The following is a 13,867-nucleotide window of genomic DNA, read 5'->3' as shown; positions in this document are numbered from 1 at the left end:
GAACGCTTCTCTACCTCTACAATAATGTCCTAACTCGTTCTCGTAGCGCTATATCGGCTCAACGTCATCTTGACCTACAGAGTTCAATTCGATTGCTCACCAAACTGTTTCTGAAGGAAATCAACCAGTAACCGCACCTTGGTTGATAGATGACGATTGACCGGATAGATCACCGAAATCGAAAGTTCAGGTGGATGATAGTTGGGCAACACAATTTGCAGCGTCCCTTGTTGCAATTCCTGCTCGACAATAAATGTCGGCAGTAGCGTAATCCCCAACCCACGAACAGCTGCATCCCTCAGGACTTCGCCGTTATTAGAACACAACACTCCATTCACCGAAATTGTCTGTTCTCCCTCTGATCCAATTAATATCCACTGATCTTCTACCGCAAGTTGACCGTAGTGCAAACAAGAATGGTGCTGCAATTCATCCGGGTGATTGGGAGTTCCATGTCTTTCTAAATAGCTGGGAGCGGCACAAAGTGATTGTGGAGCTGCGGTTAACGGATGCAGAATTAAACTCGCAGTCTCCTGGGGTTTGGCAATTCGCACCGTGACATCGAACCCTTCTTCGATCGGATCAATAAAGCGATCGTTTAGCGTCAGTTGTACCTGAAGATTAGGATACTGTACGACAAAGTCAGCAAGAGCAGGAGCCAAATGCATTGTGCCGAATGTCATCGGCGCATTCACTTTTAGTCTACCTCTCGGTTCTGCTTGCAGTTGGGTCAGCGATCGCTCTGCTTCCTCTAGGCTTGTCAAAATCTCCAGGCACCGCTCATGAAACGCTAACCCGCTCTCCGTCGGAGTCACTACCCGCGTACTGCGATGCAACAACTGCACTCCCAGTTCATTTTCCAGGGCAATCACCAGTTTGTTGACGACCGATCGTGATATTCCCATGTCCCGCGCTGCTGCTGCAAAACCACCCGAAATCACAACTTGGGTAAAGGCACGAATACTTTCAAACTTATCCATTGGCGAAGCATTGTAGATTTTTTAGAGACAGTCTGTGCGCAAAATAGCACATTGTTTTTTATTTCAGTTCAACTCATAATAGCGATGTTGCTAAAACAAATTGCTCCCACCCACTCGGAATTACGAGATATGATTGCAATCCAACCAGCTCAGGATCGTGGCACTGCTAATTTTGGTTGGCTCGATAGTCGTCACACTTTCTCCTTTGGTAAGTATTACAATCTCAATCACATGGGCTTCGCTGACTTGCGTGTGATTAATGAAGACAAAGTAACTTCTGGACAAGGCTTCAGTACTCACGGGCACCGCAATATGGAAATCATTTCCTATGTGTCAGAAGGGGCTTTAGGATACAAAGACAGCATCGGTACAGGTTCAGTGATTCGTCCTGGAGATGTGCAGCGGATGTCTGCTAGCGCGGGCATTCAGCACAGCGAGTACAATGCTTCCCAAACCAAGCTAGTCCATTTCTTACAAATCTGGATTTTGCCAGAACAGAAAATCTTTACTGACGCTGAGAAACTTCGTCTAGTTGGTTCTCGTGATGGTCGTGATAGCTCCATTACGGTTCACCAAAATGTTGACCTTTACGCTGCCGCGTTGAACGAGGATAATGCCATCAGCCATACCTTTGCCAATGGACGAGTTGCCTGGTTGCAAGTGGCGCGGTGTGCCGTTGAACTGAATGGTCAAACGCTGACCGCTGGTGATGGGGCTGCGATCGCTCAGGAATCACAGATAACGCTGCAAGGTGCGTCTGATATTGCTGAAGTGTTGCTGTTTGACATGGCGGCATAGTATCTGGGGTGGCAGTGCACATACCTCCATTAGTATCTATTCGGTAATAAATAGTTACCCGTGCTACTTTCTATCGAGACGTTAATCGTTGCTCGACATTCAACTTACTTGACCTTAATCGTTGCTCGACATTTAACTTACTTGACCGCTGAATGATGCAATAGGAGCTTAAACGCAATGTCAAACAAAACGTTTGTATTAGTACATGGTGCATGGCTCGGCGCTTGGTGTTGGGATCAGGTCAAACCGCTGCTGACTGCCGCAGGGCATGACGTTGTTGTACTAGATCTGCCGGGCAGTGGTGCTGATCAAACGCCGATTGCACAAGTCACGTTGCAAGGTTATACCGATAGAGTGGTGGAAACCATCAACGCGCAGGCACAACCTGTAATTTTGGTGGGGCACAGCATGGGCGGCATTGTCATTTCCCAGGCGAATGAGGTGGTTCCCGATCGTGTAGAAAAACTCGTTTACATCAGTGCTTACCTATTACAAGCGGGTGAGTCACTGTATGGTAAAACTCAGGAACCGGAACACGCAGGTTCCAAACTGTTTGCAAACTGGGTGCAAACGTCACCTGAAGCTGCCAGCGTTAACCCTGATGGGGTGAAAGAGGTCTTTTGCGCTGATTGTAGTGATACTGATGTGGCAGTGATTCAAGCCAAGATGCGGGAACAGGCGATCGCCCCTTTGGCTACACCATTGACAGTGCATGCTGATGCCAAACAATATGCTGAAAAGCGCTTCTACATTGAAACAACTCGGGACAATACTGTGCCTCACATCATTCAGCAGAAGATGTATGCCGCCTTACCCTGTCAAAAAGTTCTGACAATGGCGACCAGCCATTCTCCCTTTGCTGCGAACCCACAGCAGCTTGTAGAATTCCTGACCACATTATGACGTTCACTGATGGCGAAATAACCTGCCGATGGACTCTACTGCCTGACTATCCTCAGACTAAATAAGACATCGGTCATAGCATCCATCTACTGTGCCACTCAACATAAATGGCAGAGGCTGATAGCGTACAAAGAGTAAGCATAAAGCATGACGCTCTAAACAGATTTGTTTGTAGAAGGTTGAATCGGAGGATTAGCGAGCGAATCCTCTCTCACAAACACACAGTCTTTGTCTCCGCTGATATGACAAAGAGTATGGCAGGGAAGATAACCTCTTATCCCTTATTCCATGCTGCAACAGACCATGAACCACTTTAATGAGGAAACTTCCTATGTCTACTTTTAAGTACAACCGTCTCGACAAGAACAACGCTGCGGCTTTACTGGTCGATCACCAAACAGGGCTTTTCTCATTGGTCAAGGACTTTAGTGCGAGCGATTTCAAGAACAATGTGCTCGCACTTGCTGGTACAGCCAAGTTTTTTAACCTACCCACCATTTTAGCTACCAGCTTTGAGCAAGGTCCAAACGGTCCTCTGCTGCCGGAGATCAAGAATATGTTTCCAGACGCTCCCTACATTGCTCGCCCTGGACAGATTAACGCCTGGGATAATGAGGATTTTGTTAAAGCCGTAGAAGCAACGGGCAAGAAGCAACTAATCATTGCTGGCATCGTGACGGATGTTTGTGTCGCATTTTGCGCTCTATCAGCAGTCGAAGCTGGCTATGACGTTTTTGTGGTGACTGATGCGTCTGGCACCTTCGATGAAGTTTGTCGCCACGCTGCCTGGAATCGGATGTCGAGTGCGGGTGTTCAATTGGTCAACTGGTTTAGCGTTGCGTGTGAACTACACCGCGATTGGCGCAACGACGTTGAGGGATTGGGCAACCTTCTGGCAGGATATATTCCTGACTACAAGAATCTAATGACTAGCTATGCAGTCGCCCAGAATGGTGCATCTCCAAGTCCTGAAAAAGCACCTGCTTTAACTAGTGCGTAACCGAGTTAACTTTGTCTCCGTTAGGTTACCAGTTTTCCTTGAAGCCTAGCGAAGACAAGCACCTCACTGCCAGTCACGTGGAGTGTATTTTTGATATCTCTTACGTGACTGATTGCAAGTCTTCGTCTCCTCTAAACTATTTCGCACTCTGAAGCTAATTACATGACTCATATTCTTCATCTTGACGCCAGCCCGCGTGGCGATCGCTCGATCTCCCGCACCCTCTCAAAAGAATTCATCACCAGCTGGAAAGCGGCACATCCCAGTGATACCGTGGCCTATCGCGATGTAGGACATCATCCCGTTCCCCTAATTGATGAACCCTGGATTGCTGCCGCTTACTCTGCACCTGACCAACATACGCCCGAACAAGCTGCTGCCATTCGTCCCTCAAATGAGCTTGTGGATGAGTTTTTGGCAGCCGATCGCTATGTGTTTGCCGTTCCTATGTACAACTTCAGCATTCCTGCCAGCTTTAAAGCCTACCTCGACCAAATTGTGCGCGCCGGTCGTACCTTTAGTGTCGAAGCCGATGGCAGTTACAAGGGTTTAGTGCGGGACAAAAAGGTATTAATAATCACGGCACGGGGCGGTTCTTACCCTAAAGATACGCCTTACTTTGCCTACGATATGCAGGAATCCTACCTCCGCCTGATTTTCGGCTTCATGGGTATCACCGATGTGGAGGTGATTCATGCCGACAATTTGATGGGTGGTGACGATGTCCGCCAGCAGTCTTTGGCAGCAGCAAAAACCGCAATCCATCGCGCTGTTGCGGTTGGGTAGTTTCTGGCAGTTCTGTTTTGTTTATGAGTGATTGCTTTACATGAAAGGTTCCTCTCGGTTTATTTTGTTCTCTTCAATCAGCGGACTGTTTCTCGTTCCATTCACTTTGCCTGAAGCAGCTGCTCAGGAGACGATGAGTGGTCAGGCGACATCTGTGAGCCAGCTTGCAGATCTGCAACCGACTGATTGGGCATTTGGGGCACTGCAATCGCTGTCTGAACGTTATGGCTGCATGGCTGGCTACCCTGACCAAACCTTTCGAGGGCAGCGATCGCTTACCCGCTACGAGTTTGCGGCGGGGTTAAATGCCTGCATCGAGCGTATCAATCAGCTACTTGCCAGCGCATCAGCAGAGTTCGTTCAACCCGAAGATTTGCAAACCTTGCAACGCCTTCAGGAGGAATTCACCACCGAACTGGCAACGCTGCGAGGACGAGTAGACACCCTTGAAGCTCAAACTGCAACCTTAGAAGCTCAACAATTTTCGACTACCACCAAACTTACAGGACAAGTTCTTTTCTCCGTCAATGGCGGTGGTTTTGCGGGAGAGAGTATTGTTGATCCTGCGGGAAGAGTATTGGCTGATCAGGACTTGAACCCAACGGTTCTCTATCGAGTTTCCCTCGACTTGAATACCAGTTTCACCGGCACCGACTTACTTAAAATTCGGATTGACACGGGCAGTAATGGGGCAAACGACAATGTTACGGGTGTTTTAGAGCCAAACTTTGGCAGCGTGTTAGATTACTCGGTGAAACCGCCTAGCAATGATGATTTTGGCATTAGTCGAATCTATTACACCTTTCAACCGTTACAGAATTTGAGTGTCTCCATCGGGCCCAGTATTCGCACCGCCGATTACGTCGATCGCAACAGCTACGCCAACGCCAGCTTTCGGGACTTCAGCACCCTGGCACTGGTCAACAATTTTATTCTGTTTCCAGTCAACGGCCCCAGTGCCGGAGCAGCGATCGACTGGAACCTGGGGGACTTCAGCCTGCGTGCTTTGTATGCTGCCGCCGATGCTGCCAATCCTGGTAGTGGACAACCCATTCGAGGCACGTCTTCTTTCACACGAGTTTTATATCCCACCAGCGTTACGAATCCAGCAGCACTGGGCGATCGAGGCTTGTTTGGTGATACCTATCAAGGCACAGTTGAAGCTGAATATGCTCCTTCCCGTAACGTGGCGGTTCGCTTGCAATACAGTGGTGGAGAAGTATTTGACAATCGCTTTGATGTGTTTGGCGCAAATGCAGAAGCTCGCCTCACGACTGGAATCGCTGTTTTTGGTAGGTATGGAGTCGGCACCTATCGCAACACGGCGTTTGATGATGCCACTCTGAATTACTGGATGGCTGGCGTTTCTTTTCCCGACTTGTTTAAACAAGGGGCGATCGCAGGCATTGCTGCCGGTCAACCGATCATTGCCTCTGAGATTGGCAACGCGACTCAAACCAATTTTGAAGCATTTTATAACTTTTCTATTAATGACAATATTCGCATCACGCCTACGATTCAGGTGATCACAAATGCCGGAAATCAAGATGCAAACGGCACGATCGTCACGGGCACGATTAGAACCGTTTTTCTATTTTGAACATGACAATCAAGAGGGACAAATTCGATGTTGGAAGAATCTTTAACCATCGGCACAGATGAAGACTCTCAAGTCACGGCAATTATCTCTCATGTCGTTCGTCCTGGGCGAGAACAAGGCTACGAAGAGTGGTTTCATGGCATCGCCGCCGATGCCCGAAAATTTAAGGGTCATTTGGGTGTCAGCACGATTCGACCCCAAGATCATTCCCATCCTGAGTATGTAGTGATCCTCAAGTTCGATCGCTACGACAACCTTAAAACCTGGCTAGAGTCCGATGTTCGGCACGAATGGATTGAACGATTACAACCCCTGATTGAACAGCCAGAGTCCATTCAAACTCTCACCGGATTGGAAACCTGGTTTAGTCTACCTAATCAGCCGCTCAAATCTCCGCCCCCTCGCTACAAGATGGCGATCGTGACTTGGATGGGAGTCTTCGTTACCCTGACTGTTGTCAGTCGATTACTCGCTCCGATTCTGTCCAACCTACCAATCTTGCTCAATCAACTGCTCACAACGGGATTGGTGGTTGCCCTTCTTACCTATGTGATTATGCCTCGCCTGACCCAGCTATTCCAACGCTGGCTGTATCCTAATTTCTAATTACACGGCGAGGAGAAAAAATATGAATATTGGCATGATTGGTTCTGGCAACATGGGCAGCGCGATCGGCAAGCTTTGGGCGAGGCAAGGGCATCAAGTGATGTTCAGCTATTCCCGTGATCTGAAAAAGCTTGACGCGATCGCCGAGTCAGCAGGAAGCAACGCCCGCACCGGAACAACCGCCGAAGCCGCCCGGTTTGGAGAGGTTATTATGCTGACGGTGCAATATGCGGTTTTAGAAGATGCACTCAAAGCAGTGGGGTCGCTAGAGGGCAAAGTGCTGATCACCTGCGTCAGTGGTCTAAGACCGGATTTTCAGGGGCAAACGTTGGGATTACCAACCGAACTTACGTCTTCAGTCGCTGAGCAGATTGCCCAACTCGCGCCCGGTGCGAAAGTGGTTGAGGCGTTTAACCTCACCTTTGCTGAACTGCTCCAAGCTGACTCACGCCAGTTTGGGACGGAACGCCCCAGTTTGCCGTACTGCGGTGATGATGCTGATGCCAAAGCGATCACTGCTGGTTTGATTGAAGAGTGCGGCTATGACGCGATCGATGCAGGTGGATTAATTAAGGCGAGATCGATTGAAGCTTTGGCTTCTATCTGGGTGCAAACAGCGGTAGTCACTGGCTTATTTCCCAATACTGGCTTGAAGATCTTGCGACGTTAGCGGTCAATCTGGTGTCACCGTTGCGATCGCGATCATAGTCCATCAGTATTGAAACTCAAGAGAATTCTATGAATGACAAAAGCATCTACTTCATTGCGACCCTGATGGGAGGCGCAGTGTTGCCCGTTCAGGTTGCTCTCAATGCTCTGCTGAGGCGATATGTGGGGCAGCCGATGCAGGTGACATTTATCTCTTACCTCGCTGGTACACTCGCCTCTCTTGCCATCTGCTGGTTTGCGCGTTATCCCTTACCTGCTACAGCCGCGATCTCACAAACATCTTGGTGGATGTGGCTCGGCGGCTGTCTCGGAACGCTGTATGTCTGGTCAACTATCTTCGCGGCCGCAAAGATTGGTACGGCGCTCACGCTAGCACTGACGATCGCGGGTCAGATGATTTGTGCGCTTTTTCTCGATCACTACGGTGTGATTGGACTGACGAAAGTTTCAGCCAACCCTTTACGCATTGCTGGAGTTGTATTGGTGATGATTGGAGTTTCTTTTGTTGCCTATGCTAAAAAATAAACCACGATGGCTAGAGTTCGACCGTCCAACTATTGCCGATATTGCTGTCTTTCCCTATGTGGCGCTGGTGCGGGGTGGCAAGATCAATCTCGATACTTATTCTCATGTACTGACATGGATTGAACGAGTTAAGCAATTGCCAGGTTACATTCCAATGGCAGGACTGTAGAAAGTTCTTGAGGGCGATTACTCTGACTAAACATACTGCGACATGCTGCTGAGCGCAGCGAGGAGTCTCGTTATGGCACCAGGTTGGTCATACATAGAATCACCGTTTCACGCGGGTGAATTGGCAATTCAAGCCCGCTTGGGTGTTCAATCTCAAATGGACAAGCAGGCGCGGCGAGTCGTTCGCGATTATCTGCCTCAGCAGCATCAGCAGTTTTACAGCCAACTGCCTTACCTGCTTGTGGGTACGGTGGATGCGTCGGGTCGTCCCTGGGCTTCGATGCTGGTGGGGGAACCCGGCTTTGTCTCTTCGCCCAACGATCGCATGTTACAGATTGCCAGCAAGCCTCTAATTGGCGATCCTTTATCAATGACTCTCGCCGAAGGAGTTAACATTGGTTTACTGGGGATTGAACTGCACACTCGCCTGCGCAACCGGATGAATGGAACTGTTACAGCGATTGATACCAATGGTTTTACTGTGCAAGTGGGTCAAAGTTTCGGCAACTGCCCCCAGTACATTCAAGCTCGGATGTTTGAGTTAAATTCATCTGATCTAACGACTCCTCAACCGATTCATGAAGTCAAATCGTTGGGTGAACCTGAACGTACCATCATCGCTGCGGCTGACACATTCTTCATTGCCACGGTGTTTCAGGAAAAGGAGGCAGGTGCTGCCAAAGGCGTGGATGTGTCGCACCGTGGCGGCAAACCGGGATTTGTGCGGATGAATGATGCTCACACGCTAACAATTCCCGATTTTGTTGGCAACTTTCACTTCAATACGTTTAGTATAGCCGTAGCCACCTTCATTAAGACGCTGCTTGTTTGAGAACGGATTCCATCGCATCGCGCAGATTATCGGAGTCGCGTAAGAGTTTGCGAATGCGACTCTTCAGCCAAGCCCAACACTTTTCAATCCGATTGAGGTCTGGCGAATAGGGAGGCAGGTAAACGAGTTTGCACCCTGCCTGTTTAATCAATTGGGCAATGCGACCGCCATGATGAAACGTCGCATTATCGACAATCACCCACTCACCCGGTTGTAGCACTGGAATCAAGCAGGTTTCGAGCCAGGTTTCAAACACAGTCCGGTTACAGGCTCCCTCGATCGTAAAAGGGGCAATCAGTTGACCATTACGGTACCCAGCGATCATATTCACCCGCCCCTGCCGCCGACCCGATTTGAGGTCGTAGAAGCGTTCCCCCACTGGAGAGTACCCGTAGCCATAATTATCGCGTTCATCCCTGCCCGATTCATCCACATAGATCAAGTGAGGCGCTTTAGCGTCTTCCAGTTGCGCTATAAAGTCTGCCCGCTTAGCTTCATCGCGTTGGCTATATCCGTATGTTTTTTTTACGGCTATGCCCAATCTTCTCCAATGCCCGCGAAAGGGTTCGTTGACTGATCTCCCCCTCCCATAACTCTGCCATTTCGCTCTGGGTTTTATCCCCATGCTCTTTGACAAAGTTTTGAAACTTCTCCCAATCGGTGATTTTGGCTGTTGGAGAGGAGGTTGGTCTCGGCTTGGGTTTAACATCCCCTGTTTCGGCTCGACGCTGGAACCATAAGTTAATCGTATTGCGACTGATATTGAACATTTGGCTCACCTCACTTTTCTTAAAGCCGTTCAACTCAATCGCTTCCATCACCTTTTGCCGGAAATCATCACTGTAGGGTTGAGCCATTGCACTAGGATGGAATCTATGGGAATTCTTATAGTTTACGTCCTAACTTAGTTGGCTACGGCTATAATTTGCTGCTAAATCCTCACGCGGGTCTACTGTTTATAGATTTCGATCGCGGCAGCTTGATGTACCTGACGGGCACGGCTGAGGTAATTTGGGATGGCGATGAAATCCAGTCTTTTGAAGGTGCAGAGCGGCTACTCCGCTTTCATCTCTCGGCTGGGTATCGCGTGGAGGGCAGCTTGCCTCTGCGCTGGTCGGCTCCTAATTTTTCACCCTTTCTCGTTGGCGTAGCCTCTCTAACAGATAATCGCACTGGCTCTTGACAAAATGCTGTTAGTCAAAGCTAAAGGCCCTGCCAGCGCTCACGTTTACACAGAGTCCTTGCCCAATGCCAGTGTTGCCTTCATGCTCATGTCGATACACCCAGTCTTGACGATCGCGCCGAGTCTGCGGTTTCTATAAAAGAGGATCCTCTCATGTCAATGCCTAAACTTGAACTGGTGAGTCATCACCTCTGTCCCTACGTGCAGCGGGCAGTAATCACATTGGTCGAAAAAAATATTCCTCACGATCGCACCTATATTGACCTGGCAAACAAACCCGCTTGGTTTCGGCAACTTTCGCCTTTAGGAAAGGTGCCTGTGCTGCGTGTTGGTGATGATGTGTTGTTTGAATCAGCGGTGATCTGCGAATATCTCGATGAAATTACACCTGGTTCGCTACATCCGGCTGATCCACTTGAGAAAGCCAAGCATCGGTCATGGATTGAGTTTGGCTCCAGTGTCCTCAATACGATTGCTGGATTCTACAATGCGCCTAATGCAGATGCATTTGAACAGAAACGGCAGGAGTTAGTTGATAAGTTTGTCTGGTTAGAACAAAATCTCACAGCGCATCCTTATTTTGGTGGAGAAATGTTCTCACTCGTGGATGCCGTCTATGGACCCATCTTTCGCTATTTCGATGTATTAGAAACCATTCCAAACAGCGGCTTTTTTACAGATACGCCCCAGGTAAGCCAGTGGCGGCGATCGCTACAAGCCCGCTCCTCTATTCAAACGGCTGTTGCCGCTGACTATCCAGAACGACTGCTAGCGTTCCTAAAAAACCGCAATTCTCATCTCTCCATGTTAGTTACTGCCTAGCAAGGCATTCCCGTAGCAATTGGACCGAAAACAACGTTAAGGACTTTGTAGACTTCAAGACTGCATCGATAAGTGGGGTAAATCAGTCAAAAAACATACTACATAATGCTTGGACTCAGTAGTACAGTAAGTTGGTAGCTTACAAGCGTAATCTTACGGGTTGCAACTGGCTGAACCTATTACTTTTGCGTGGCACTTCTGCCGTCCGCGCAACGGAATGAGCCTCATCAAGAGATTGAGAAAAGTTATGAGGTGCTATGTTTCTTGCTTTGATTGAACCGAGATGTCAAACAGTATGAACCAATCCCAGAGACGCTCAATATCCAAACCTCTTACCGCTTTCAAATTAATGACTACATTTCCATCACACCAGAACTACTAGTCATCACCAATCCTGAACATGATTGTAATCATGACACGCTCTACATTGGTACAATCCGCGCCACGTTCATGTTCTAATAACCGAGGCAACTGATGTTTATTAATTACATCCCACTCATGCTGATTGGTATGGTTGCTGGCTTTGGCATAGTAAGAGCAACTGCTAAAGCCACAGAAGTTGGTGGTGTTTCAAAGATATTGCTAGAACCAGAGGTGCAACTAGGTAGGCTTTCTACAGAACGCAACAACACGTCTAGACCGCCCCCAAACTACCTATTGTGAACCCTGTGCTGCGGTCGAGGAGAGTTGAATGCTCTCCTCGGTTCAATTACGCCGCTCACCACCACAATGTTCTACAAATTCAATGCTTTTCTTGCTTCATTCAACTGTGATTGCACTAGATCCGCTGTTTTAGCAGTCGCAGTATAGTTACTCCAAGCACCGTGATAGCTGCCCGTGTGTTCAGCCAGTAAATCAGCAATATGAACCCCATTCTTAACTGTGTTATTGGCAAGTTCAGCCAGCACGGGAATCCAGGTTGTTACCACAACACCAGCGGCAGACATTCTCATCATCGCAGCTTGTTGATTCAACTCATCAAAGGTTGAAGAAGCATCTATTACTGCGTAAACATCATAGCCTCGCTGGACACCGTAAATTGCAGCAAAAGCTAGACAAGTGGTGGTGTCTAGCGCAGCAATGATCAACTTCTTGCGATTCATCTTTTCAACTGCTTCCGCAGAAGGGGCATGATCCCAAAATTTTACGGTGTCGCGTTCAATAATTTCGTGCTCAGGAAACAGTTCAACCAACTCTGGCATGGTCGGTCCGTTGGGACCTTGAAACCAACTAGTAGTCAGCAGCGTTGGCAAGTTAAAACGTTTAGCAACTTTTGCGAGCGCAATGATGTTGTTCTTCAGTTTCAGCGGCTCAACTGAGGGAAGAAATTGGAAGAGACCTACTTGATGGTCGATCAAGAGCATTGCAGCATTATCGGGTGTCAATGGCTCTTCGAAGGGATTACGACTTGTCATACTGGTCAATATCTGATGGATTAAAGTACTTCAGATCAGAGTTTACGGTTAAGCAAAATCTTTGTCTTTCAAAAAAATATGATTACGAGCAGTGAGATTTTGTAAATGACTCACGTTATGCAAGCTTCAAATCTGGTCTCGATTCGGCAATTTATCCATCAAGTTCCATATGCTCCAGAGCAAAGCAGCGAAGTAGCAGGCTGGCAAGACATCATCTTGCTGAAACACTCGCTCCTACCCGGTGAAATCGATGTTCCTGGACTGGCTGAAAACCTTCTGTTTGTAAGTCTACTACCCAAGACTCAGTATGAAAATCTGAATAATCAGCGTCTTAAGTCAATGGTTCTGCGTCAAGGTGATGTTGCGATTATACCCGCAGGTTGTTCACACCACTGGCGATGGCTCAGCCCTCTTGCTGCGGCAAATCTGTTTATCTCACCCCTGTTGATCAGAGAGGTCAGTAAGGATCTCGTTAAAGGCGATCCAGATTCTGTCTGTTTAATAAAACACGATGTAACATCCGTGCCTCTTCTGTCTGCCTTGGCAACAGAATTGTTATCTGAACTAGAAACGGGTTCACCGCATGGCAAAACTTACATCGATGCTTTGACTCGCAGCCTAGCTATGTATTTGGTTACGCATTACTCAACTGCAAAAGTTGCAGAAAAGACAGCGTTGTCAAAACCTGATGATACCCGTGTTGCTTATGCGATCGATTTCATTGAGTCTCACTTGGGCGAGGACTTGCCTTTGGCAGCGATCGCTTCTGCTTCCAATATGAGTGTCAATCACCTATGTACCATCTTCAAGCGTACTGTTGGTCAGTCGGTTCATCAGTTCGTGATTCAGCAAAGAATTGAGAGAGCTAAGATTTTACTTAGAGATCGTAGAAAGTCGCTTGCAGAGATTGCTCAAGAGACAGGCTTCTCCAGCCAATCACACTTCACAACTAGTTTTTCCAAAATTTTGGGGAGCACACCCAGCCAATATCGCCAAGATTTCAACTAGCTAGCGCTCCAGCACTGAAGATCCACCCGTTCGGATTCGACTACTTTGTTCCCGGTATAGAGCCTGTTTGAGATCTTTTAGAATAGGAATTAGGTGCTCTAACTTACCTAGTTTAGATGCCATGCCCTATTCCAGCAATCTCACTGATACAGAATGGAAAATCTTTGAACCCCTGTTGCTTGAAATCTTACCGAAGAAGAAACAAACACGTCCCTCCAACTGGACAAAACGAGAAATCGTCAATGGAATACTCTATCAACTGAAAAATGGCTGCAATTGGTGTGACTTGCCGAGAGATTTTCCTCCTTACTCGACTGTCTACTGGCACTACAAGCACTGGCGAGCCGCAGGAGTGTTTGAACAACTCATGAGCGTGTTACATGAACAAGCCCGAGAACAGGTTAAAAAAAACTAGGGCGGCAAAGCTGACTGGATTAAGCCCTCAAATGGCGAAATTTCGTAAGCGAAAGAGAAAATAGCTAACGAGTTTACTGGCTTTTGATACCCACTCCAGTTAGAGGGTGTTTAGGAAACCCGATCGAACAGAGTCATTGAAGGATCAAGCAACGTTA

At 48.0% G+C, this 13,867-nt stretch carries 17 protein-coding genes and 2 pseudogenes; 16 read left to right on the top strand and 3 right to left on the bottom strand.

Annotated elements, in window-relative coordinates:
* Positions 1-83: 83 nt before the first annotated feature.
* Positions 84-980, bottom strand: coding sequence for a LysR family transcriptional regulator (locus AC5JMP_RS16355; protein ID WP_495852546.1), 897 nt, complete (start codon positions 978-980; stop codon positions 84-86).
* A gap of 129 nt (positions 981-1,109) precedes the next feature.
* Here AC5JMP_RS16355 and AC5JMP_RS16350 point away from each other — a divergent pair, with 129 nt between their 5' ends.
* From AC5JMP_RS16350 to AC5JMP_RS16305, 10 genes and pseudogenes are all read left to right on the top strand, one after another.
* On the top strand, positions 1,110-1,778 hold the full coding sequence (locus AC5JMP_RS16350; protein WP_495852545.1) for a pirin family protein: 669 nt from the start codon (positions 1,110-1,112) through the stop codon (positions 1,776-1,778).
* A 177-nt stretch (positions 1,779-1,955) separates the two neighbouring features.
* Positions 1,956-2,681 (top strand): alpha/beta fold hydrolase, encoded by a 726-nt coding sequence (locus AC5JMP_RS16345; RefSeq protein ID WP_495852544.1) that lies wholly within the window; start codon positions 1,956-1,958, stop codon positions 2,679-2,681.
* 331 nt (positions 2,682-3,012) lie between these two features.
* On the top strand, positions 3,013-3,681 hold the full coding sequence (ycaC, locus tag AC5JMP_RS16340) for an isochorismate family cysteine hydrolase YcaC (RefSeq protein ID WP_495852543.1): 669 nt from the start codon (positions 3,013-3,015) through the stop codon (positions 3,679-3,681).
* Positions 3,682-3,843: 162 nt separating this feature from the next.
* Positions 3,844-4,467 (top strand): FMN-dependent NADH-azoreductase, encoded by a 624-nt coding sequence (locus tag AC5JMP_RS16335; protein ID WP_495852542.1) that lies wholly within the window; start codon positions 3,844-3,846, stop codon positions 4,465-4,467.
* A 40-nt stretch (positions 4,468-4,507) separates the two neighbouring features.
* Positions 4,508-6,067 carry an iron uptake porin gene (locus AC5JMP_RS16330; RefSeq protein WP_495852541.1) on the top strand — a complete coding sequence of 520 codons (1,560 nt, stop codon included), beginning with the start codon at positions 4,508-4,510 and terminating at the stop codon, positions 6,065-6,067.
* 27 nt (positions 6,068-6,094) lie between these two features.
* Entirely contained in the window at positions 6,095-6,673 is a 579-nt protein-coding gene (locus AC5JMP_RS16325; protein WP_495852540.1) for an antibiotic biosynthesis monooxygenase, read from the top strand.
* A 22-nt stretch (positions 6,674-6,695) separates the two neighbouring features.
* Positions 6,696-7,343 carry an NADPH-dependent F420 reductase gene (locus AC5JMP_RS16320; RefSeq protein ID WP_495849721.1) on the top strand — a complete coding sequence of 216 codons (648 nt, stop codon included), beginning with the start codon at positions 6,696-6,698 and terminating at the stop codon, positions 7,341-7,343.
* 68 nt (positions 7,344-7,411) lie between these two features.
* The gene (locus AC5JMP_RS16315) at positions 7,412-7,867 is read left to right on the top strand and encodes a DMT family transporter (RefSeq protein WP_495852539.1); all 456 of its coding nucleotides are present in this window, start codon (positions 7,412-7,414) and stop codon (positions 7,865-7,867) included.
* Between the two features lie 7 nt (positions 7,868-7,874).
* A pseudogene (locus AC5JMP_RS16310) lies at positions 7,875-8,036 on the top strand (glutathione S-transferase family protein); the annotation flags it as partial.
* A 72-nt stretch (positions 8,037-8,108) separates the two neighbouring features.
* Positions 8,109-8,867, top strand: coding sequence for a flavin-nucleotide-binding protein (locus AC5JMP_RS16305; RefSeq protein WP_495852538.1), 759 nt, complete (start codon positions 8,109-8,111; stop codon positions 8,865-8,867).
* Here AC5JMP_RS16305 and AC5JMP_RS16300 read toward each other — a convergent pair.
* Positions 8,848-9,724 (bottom strand): IS630 family transposase gene (locus tag AC5JMP_RS16300; protein WP_495852537.1). Its coding sequence is split into 2 segments (ribosomal slippage): positions 8,848-9,393 and positions 9,395-9,724, totalling 876 coding nucleotides; the frame shifts between segments, so codons are not numbered across the junction. The genes AC5JMP_RS16305 and AC5JMP_RS16300 overlap by 20 nt on opposite strands.
* A gap of 65 nt (positions 9,725-9,789) precedes the next feature.
* On the opposite strand from AC5JMP_RS16300, the pseudogene AC5JMP_RS16295 reads away from it, so the two are divergent.
* From AC5JMP_RS16295 to AC5JMP_RS16280, 4 genes and pseudogenes are all read left to right on the top strand, one after another.
* Positions 9,790-10,050: pseudogene (locus tag AC5JMP_RS16295) on the top strand (flavin-nucleotide-binding protein); the annotation flags it as partial.
* A 4-nt stretch (positions 10,051-10,054) separates the two neighbouring features.
* Entirely contained in the window at positions 10,055-10,189 is a 135-nt protein-coding gene (locus tag AC5JMP_RS16290) for a hypothetical protein (RefSeq protein ID WP_495852536.1), read from the top strand.
* A gap of 14 nt (positions 10,190-10,203) precedes the next feature.
* Positions 10,204-10,872, top strand: coding sequence for a glutathione S-transferase family protein (locus AC5JMP_RS16285; protein WP_495852535.1), 669 nt, complete (start codon positions 10,204-10,206; stop codon positions 10,870-10,872).
* A 273-nt stretch (positions 10,873-11,145) separates the two neighbouring features.
* Positions 11,146-11,331: a carbohydrate porin gene (locus AC5JMP_RS16280; RefSeq protein ID WP_495852534.1), complete on the top strand. Its 186-nt coding sequence runs from the start codon at positions 11,146-11,148 to the stop codon at positions 11,329-11,331.
* A gap of 275 nt (positions 11,332-11,606) precedes the next feature.
* Here the strand turns inward: AC5JMP_RS16280 and AC5JMP_RS16275 are convergent, their stop codons facing one another.
* Complete coding sequence (locus tag AC5JMP_RS16275; protein WP_495852533.1) at positions 11,607-12,287, bottom strand: isochorismatase family protein; 681 nt, start codon at positions 12,285-12,287, stop codon at positions 11,607-11,609.
* Between the two features lie 216 nt (positions 12,288-12,503).
* On the opposite strand from AC5JMP_RS16275, the gene AC5JMP_RS16270 reads away from it, so the two are divergent.
* Both AC5JMP_RS16270 and AC5JMP_RS16265 read left to right on the top strand, forming a co-directional pair.
* Positions 12,504-13,295 carry a helix-turn-helix domain-containing protein gene (locus tag AC5JMP_RS16270; RefSeq protein WP_495852532.1) on the top strand — a complete coding sequence of 264 codons (792 nt, stop codon included), beginning with the start codon at positions 12,504-12,506 and terminating at the stop codon, positions 13,293-13,295.
* A 121-nt stretch (positions 13,296-13,416) separates the two neighbouring features.
* Positions 13,417-13,710, top strand: a complete 294-nt coding sequence (locus AC5JMP_RS16265) for a transposase (protein WP_495852531.1) — start codon at positions 13,417-13,419, stop codon at positions 13,708-13,710.
* The last annotated feature ends 157 nt before the right edge of the window (positions 13,711-13,867 follow it).

It is taken from the genome of Drouetiella sp. (assembly GCF_059504425.1).
This window is presented reverse-complemented; position numbering and strand designations above follow the sequence as displayed.

Excerpts from the sequence above, each read along its gene's own strand:
- AC5JMP_RS16355 (WP_495852546.1), bottom strand. The coding sequence starts at position 980 with ATGGATAAGTTTGAAAGTATTCGTGCCTTTACCCAAGTTGTGATTTCG.
- AC5JMP_RS16350 (WP_495852545.1), top strand. The coding sequence starts at position 1,110 with ATGATTGCAATCCAACCAGCTCAGGATCGTGGCACTGCTAATTTTGGT.
- AC5JMP_RS16345 (WP_495852544.1), top strand. The coding sequence starts at position 1,956 with ATGTCAAACAAAACGTTTGTATTAGTACATGGTGCATGGCTCGGCGCT.
- ycaC (WP_495852543.1), top strand. The coding sequence starts at position 3,013 with ATGTCTACTTTTAAGTACAACCGTCTCGACAAGAACAACGCTGCGGCT.
- AC5JMP_RS16335 (WP_495852542.1), top strand. The coding sequence starts at position 3,844 with ATGACTCATATTCTTCATCTTGACGCCAGCCCGCGTGGCGATCGCTCG.
- AC5JMP_RS16330 (WP_495852541.1), top strand. The coding sequence starts at position 4,508 with ATGAAAGGTTCCTCTCGGTTTATTTTGTTCTCTTCAATCAGCGGACTG.
- AC5JMP_RS16325 (WP_495852540.1), top strand. The coding sequence starts at position 6,095 with ATGTTGGAAGAATCTTTAACCATCGGCACAGATGAAGACTCTCAAGTC.
- AC5JMP_RS16320 (WP_495849721.1), top strand. The coding sequence starts at position 6,696 with ATGAATATTGGCATGATTGGTTCTGGCAACATGGGCAGCGCGATCGGC.
- AC5JMP_RS16315 (WP_495852539.1), top strand. The coding sequence starts at position 7,412 with ATGAATGACAAAAGCATCTACTTCATTGCGACCCTGATGGGAGGCGCA.
- AC5JMP_RS16305 (WP_495852538.1), top strand. The coding sequence starts at position 8,109 with ATGGCACCAGGTTGGTCATACATAGAATCACCGTTTCACGCGGGTGAA.
- AC5JMP_RS16290 (WP_495852536.1), top strand. The coding sequence starts at position 10,055 with ATGCTGTTAGTCAAAGCTAAAGGCCCTGCCAGCGCTCACGTTTACACA.
- AC5JMP_RS16285 (WP_495852535.1), top strand. The coding sequence starts at position 10,204 with ATGTCAATGCCTAAACTTGAACTGGTGAGTCATCACCTCTGTCCCTAC.
- AC5JMP_RS16275 (WP_495852533.1), bottom strand. The coding sequence starts at position 12,287 with ATGACAAGTCGTAATCCCTTCGAAGAGCCATTGACACCCGATAATGCT.
- AC5JMP_RS16265 (WP_495852531.1), top strand. The coding sequence starts at position 13,417 with ATGCCCTATTCCAGCAATCTCACTGATACAGAATGGAAAATCTTTGAA.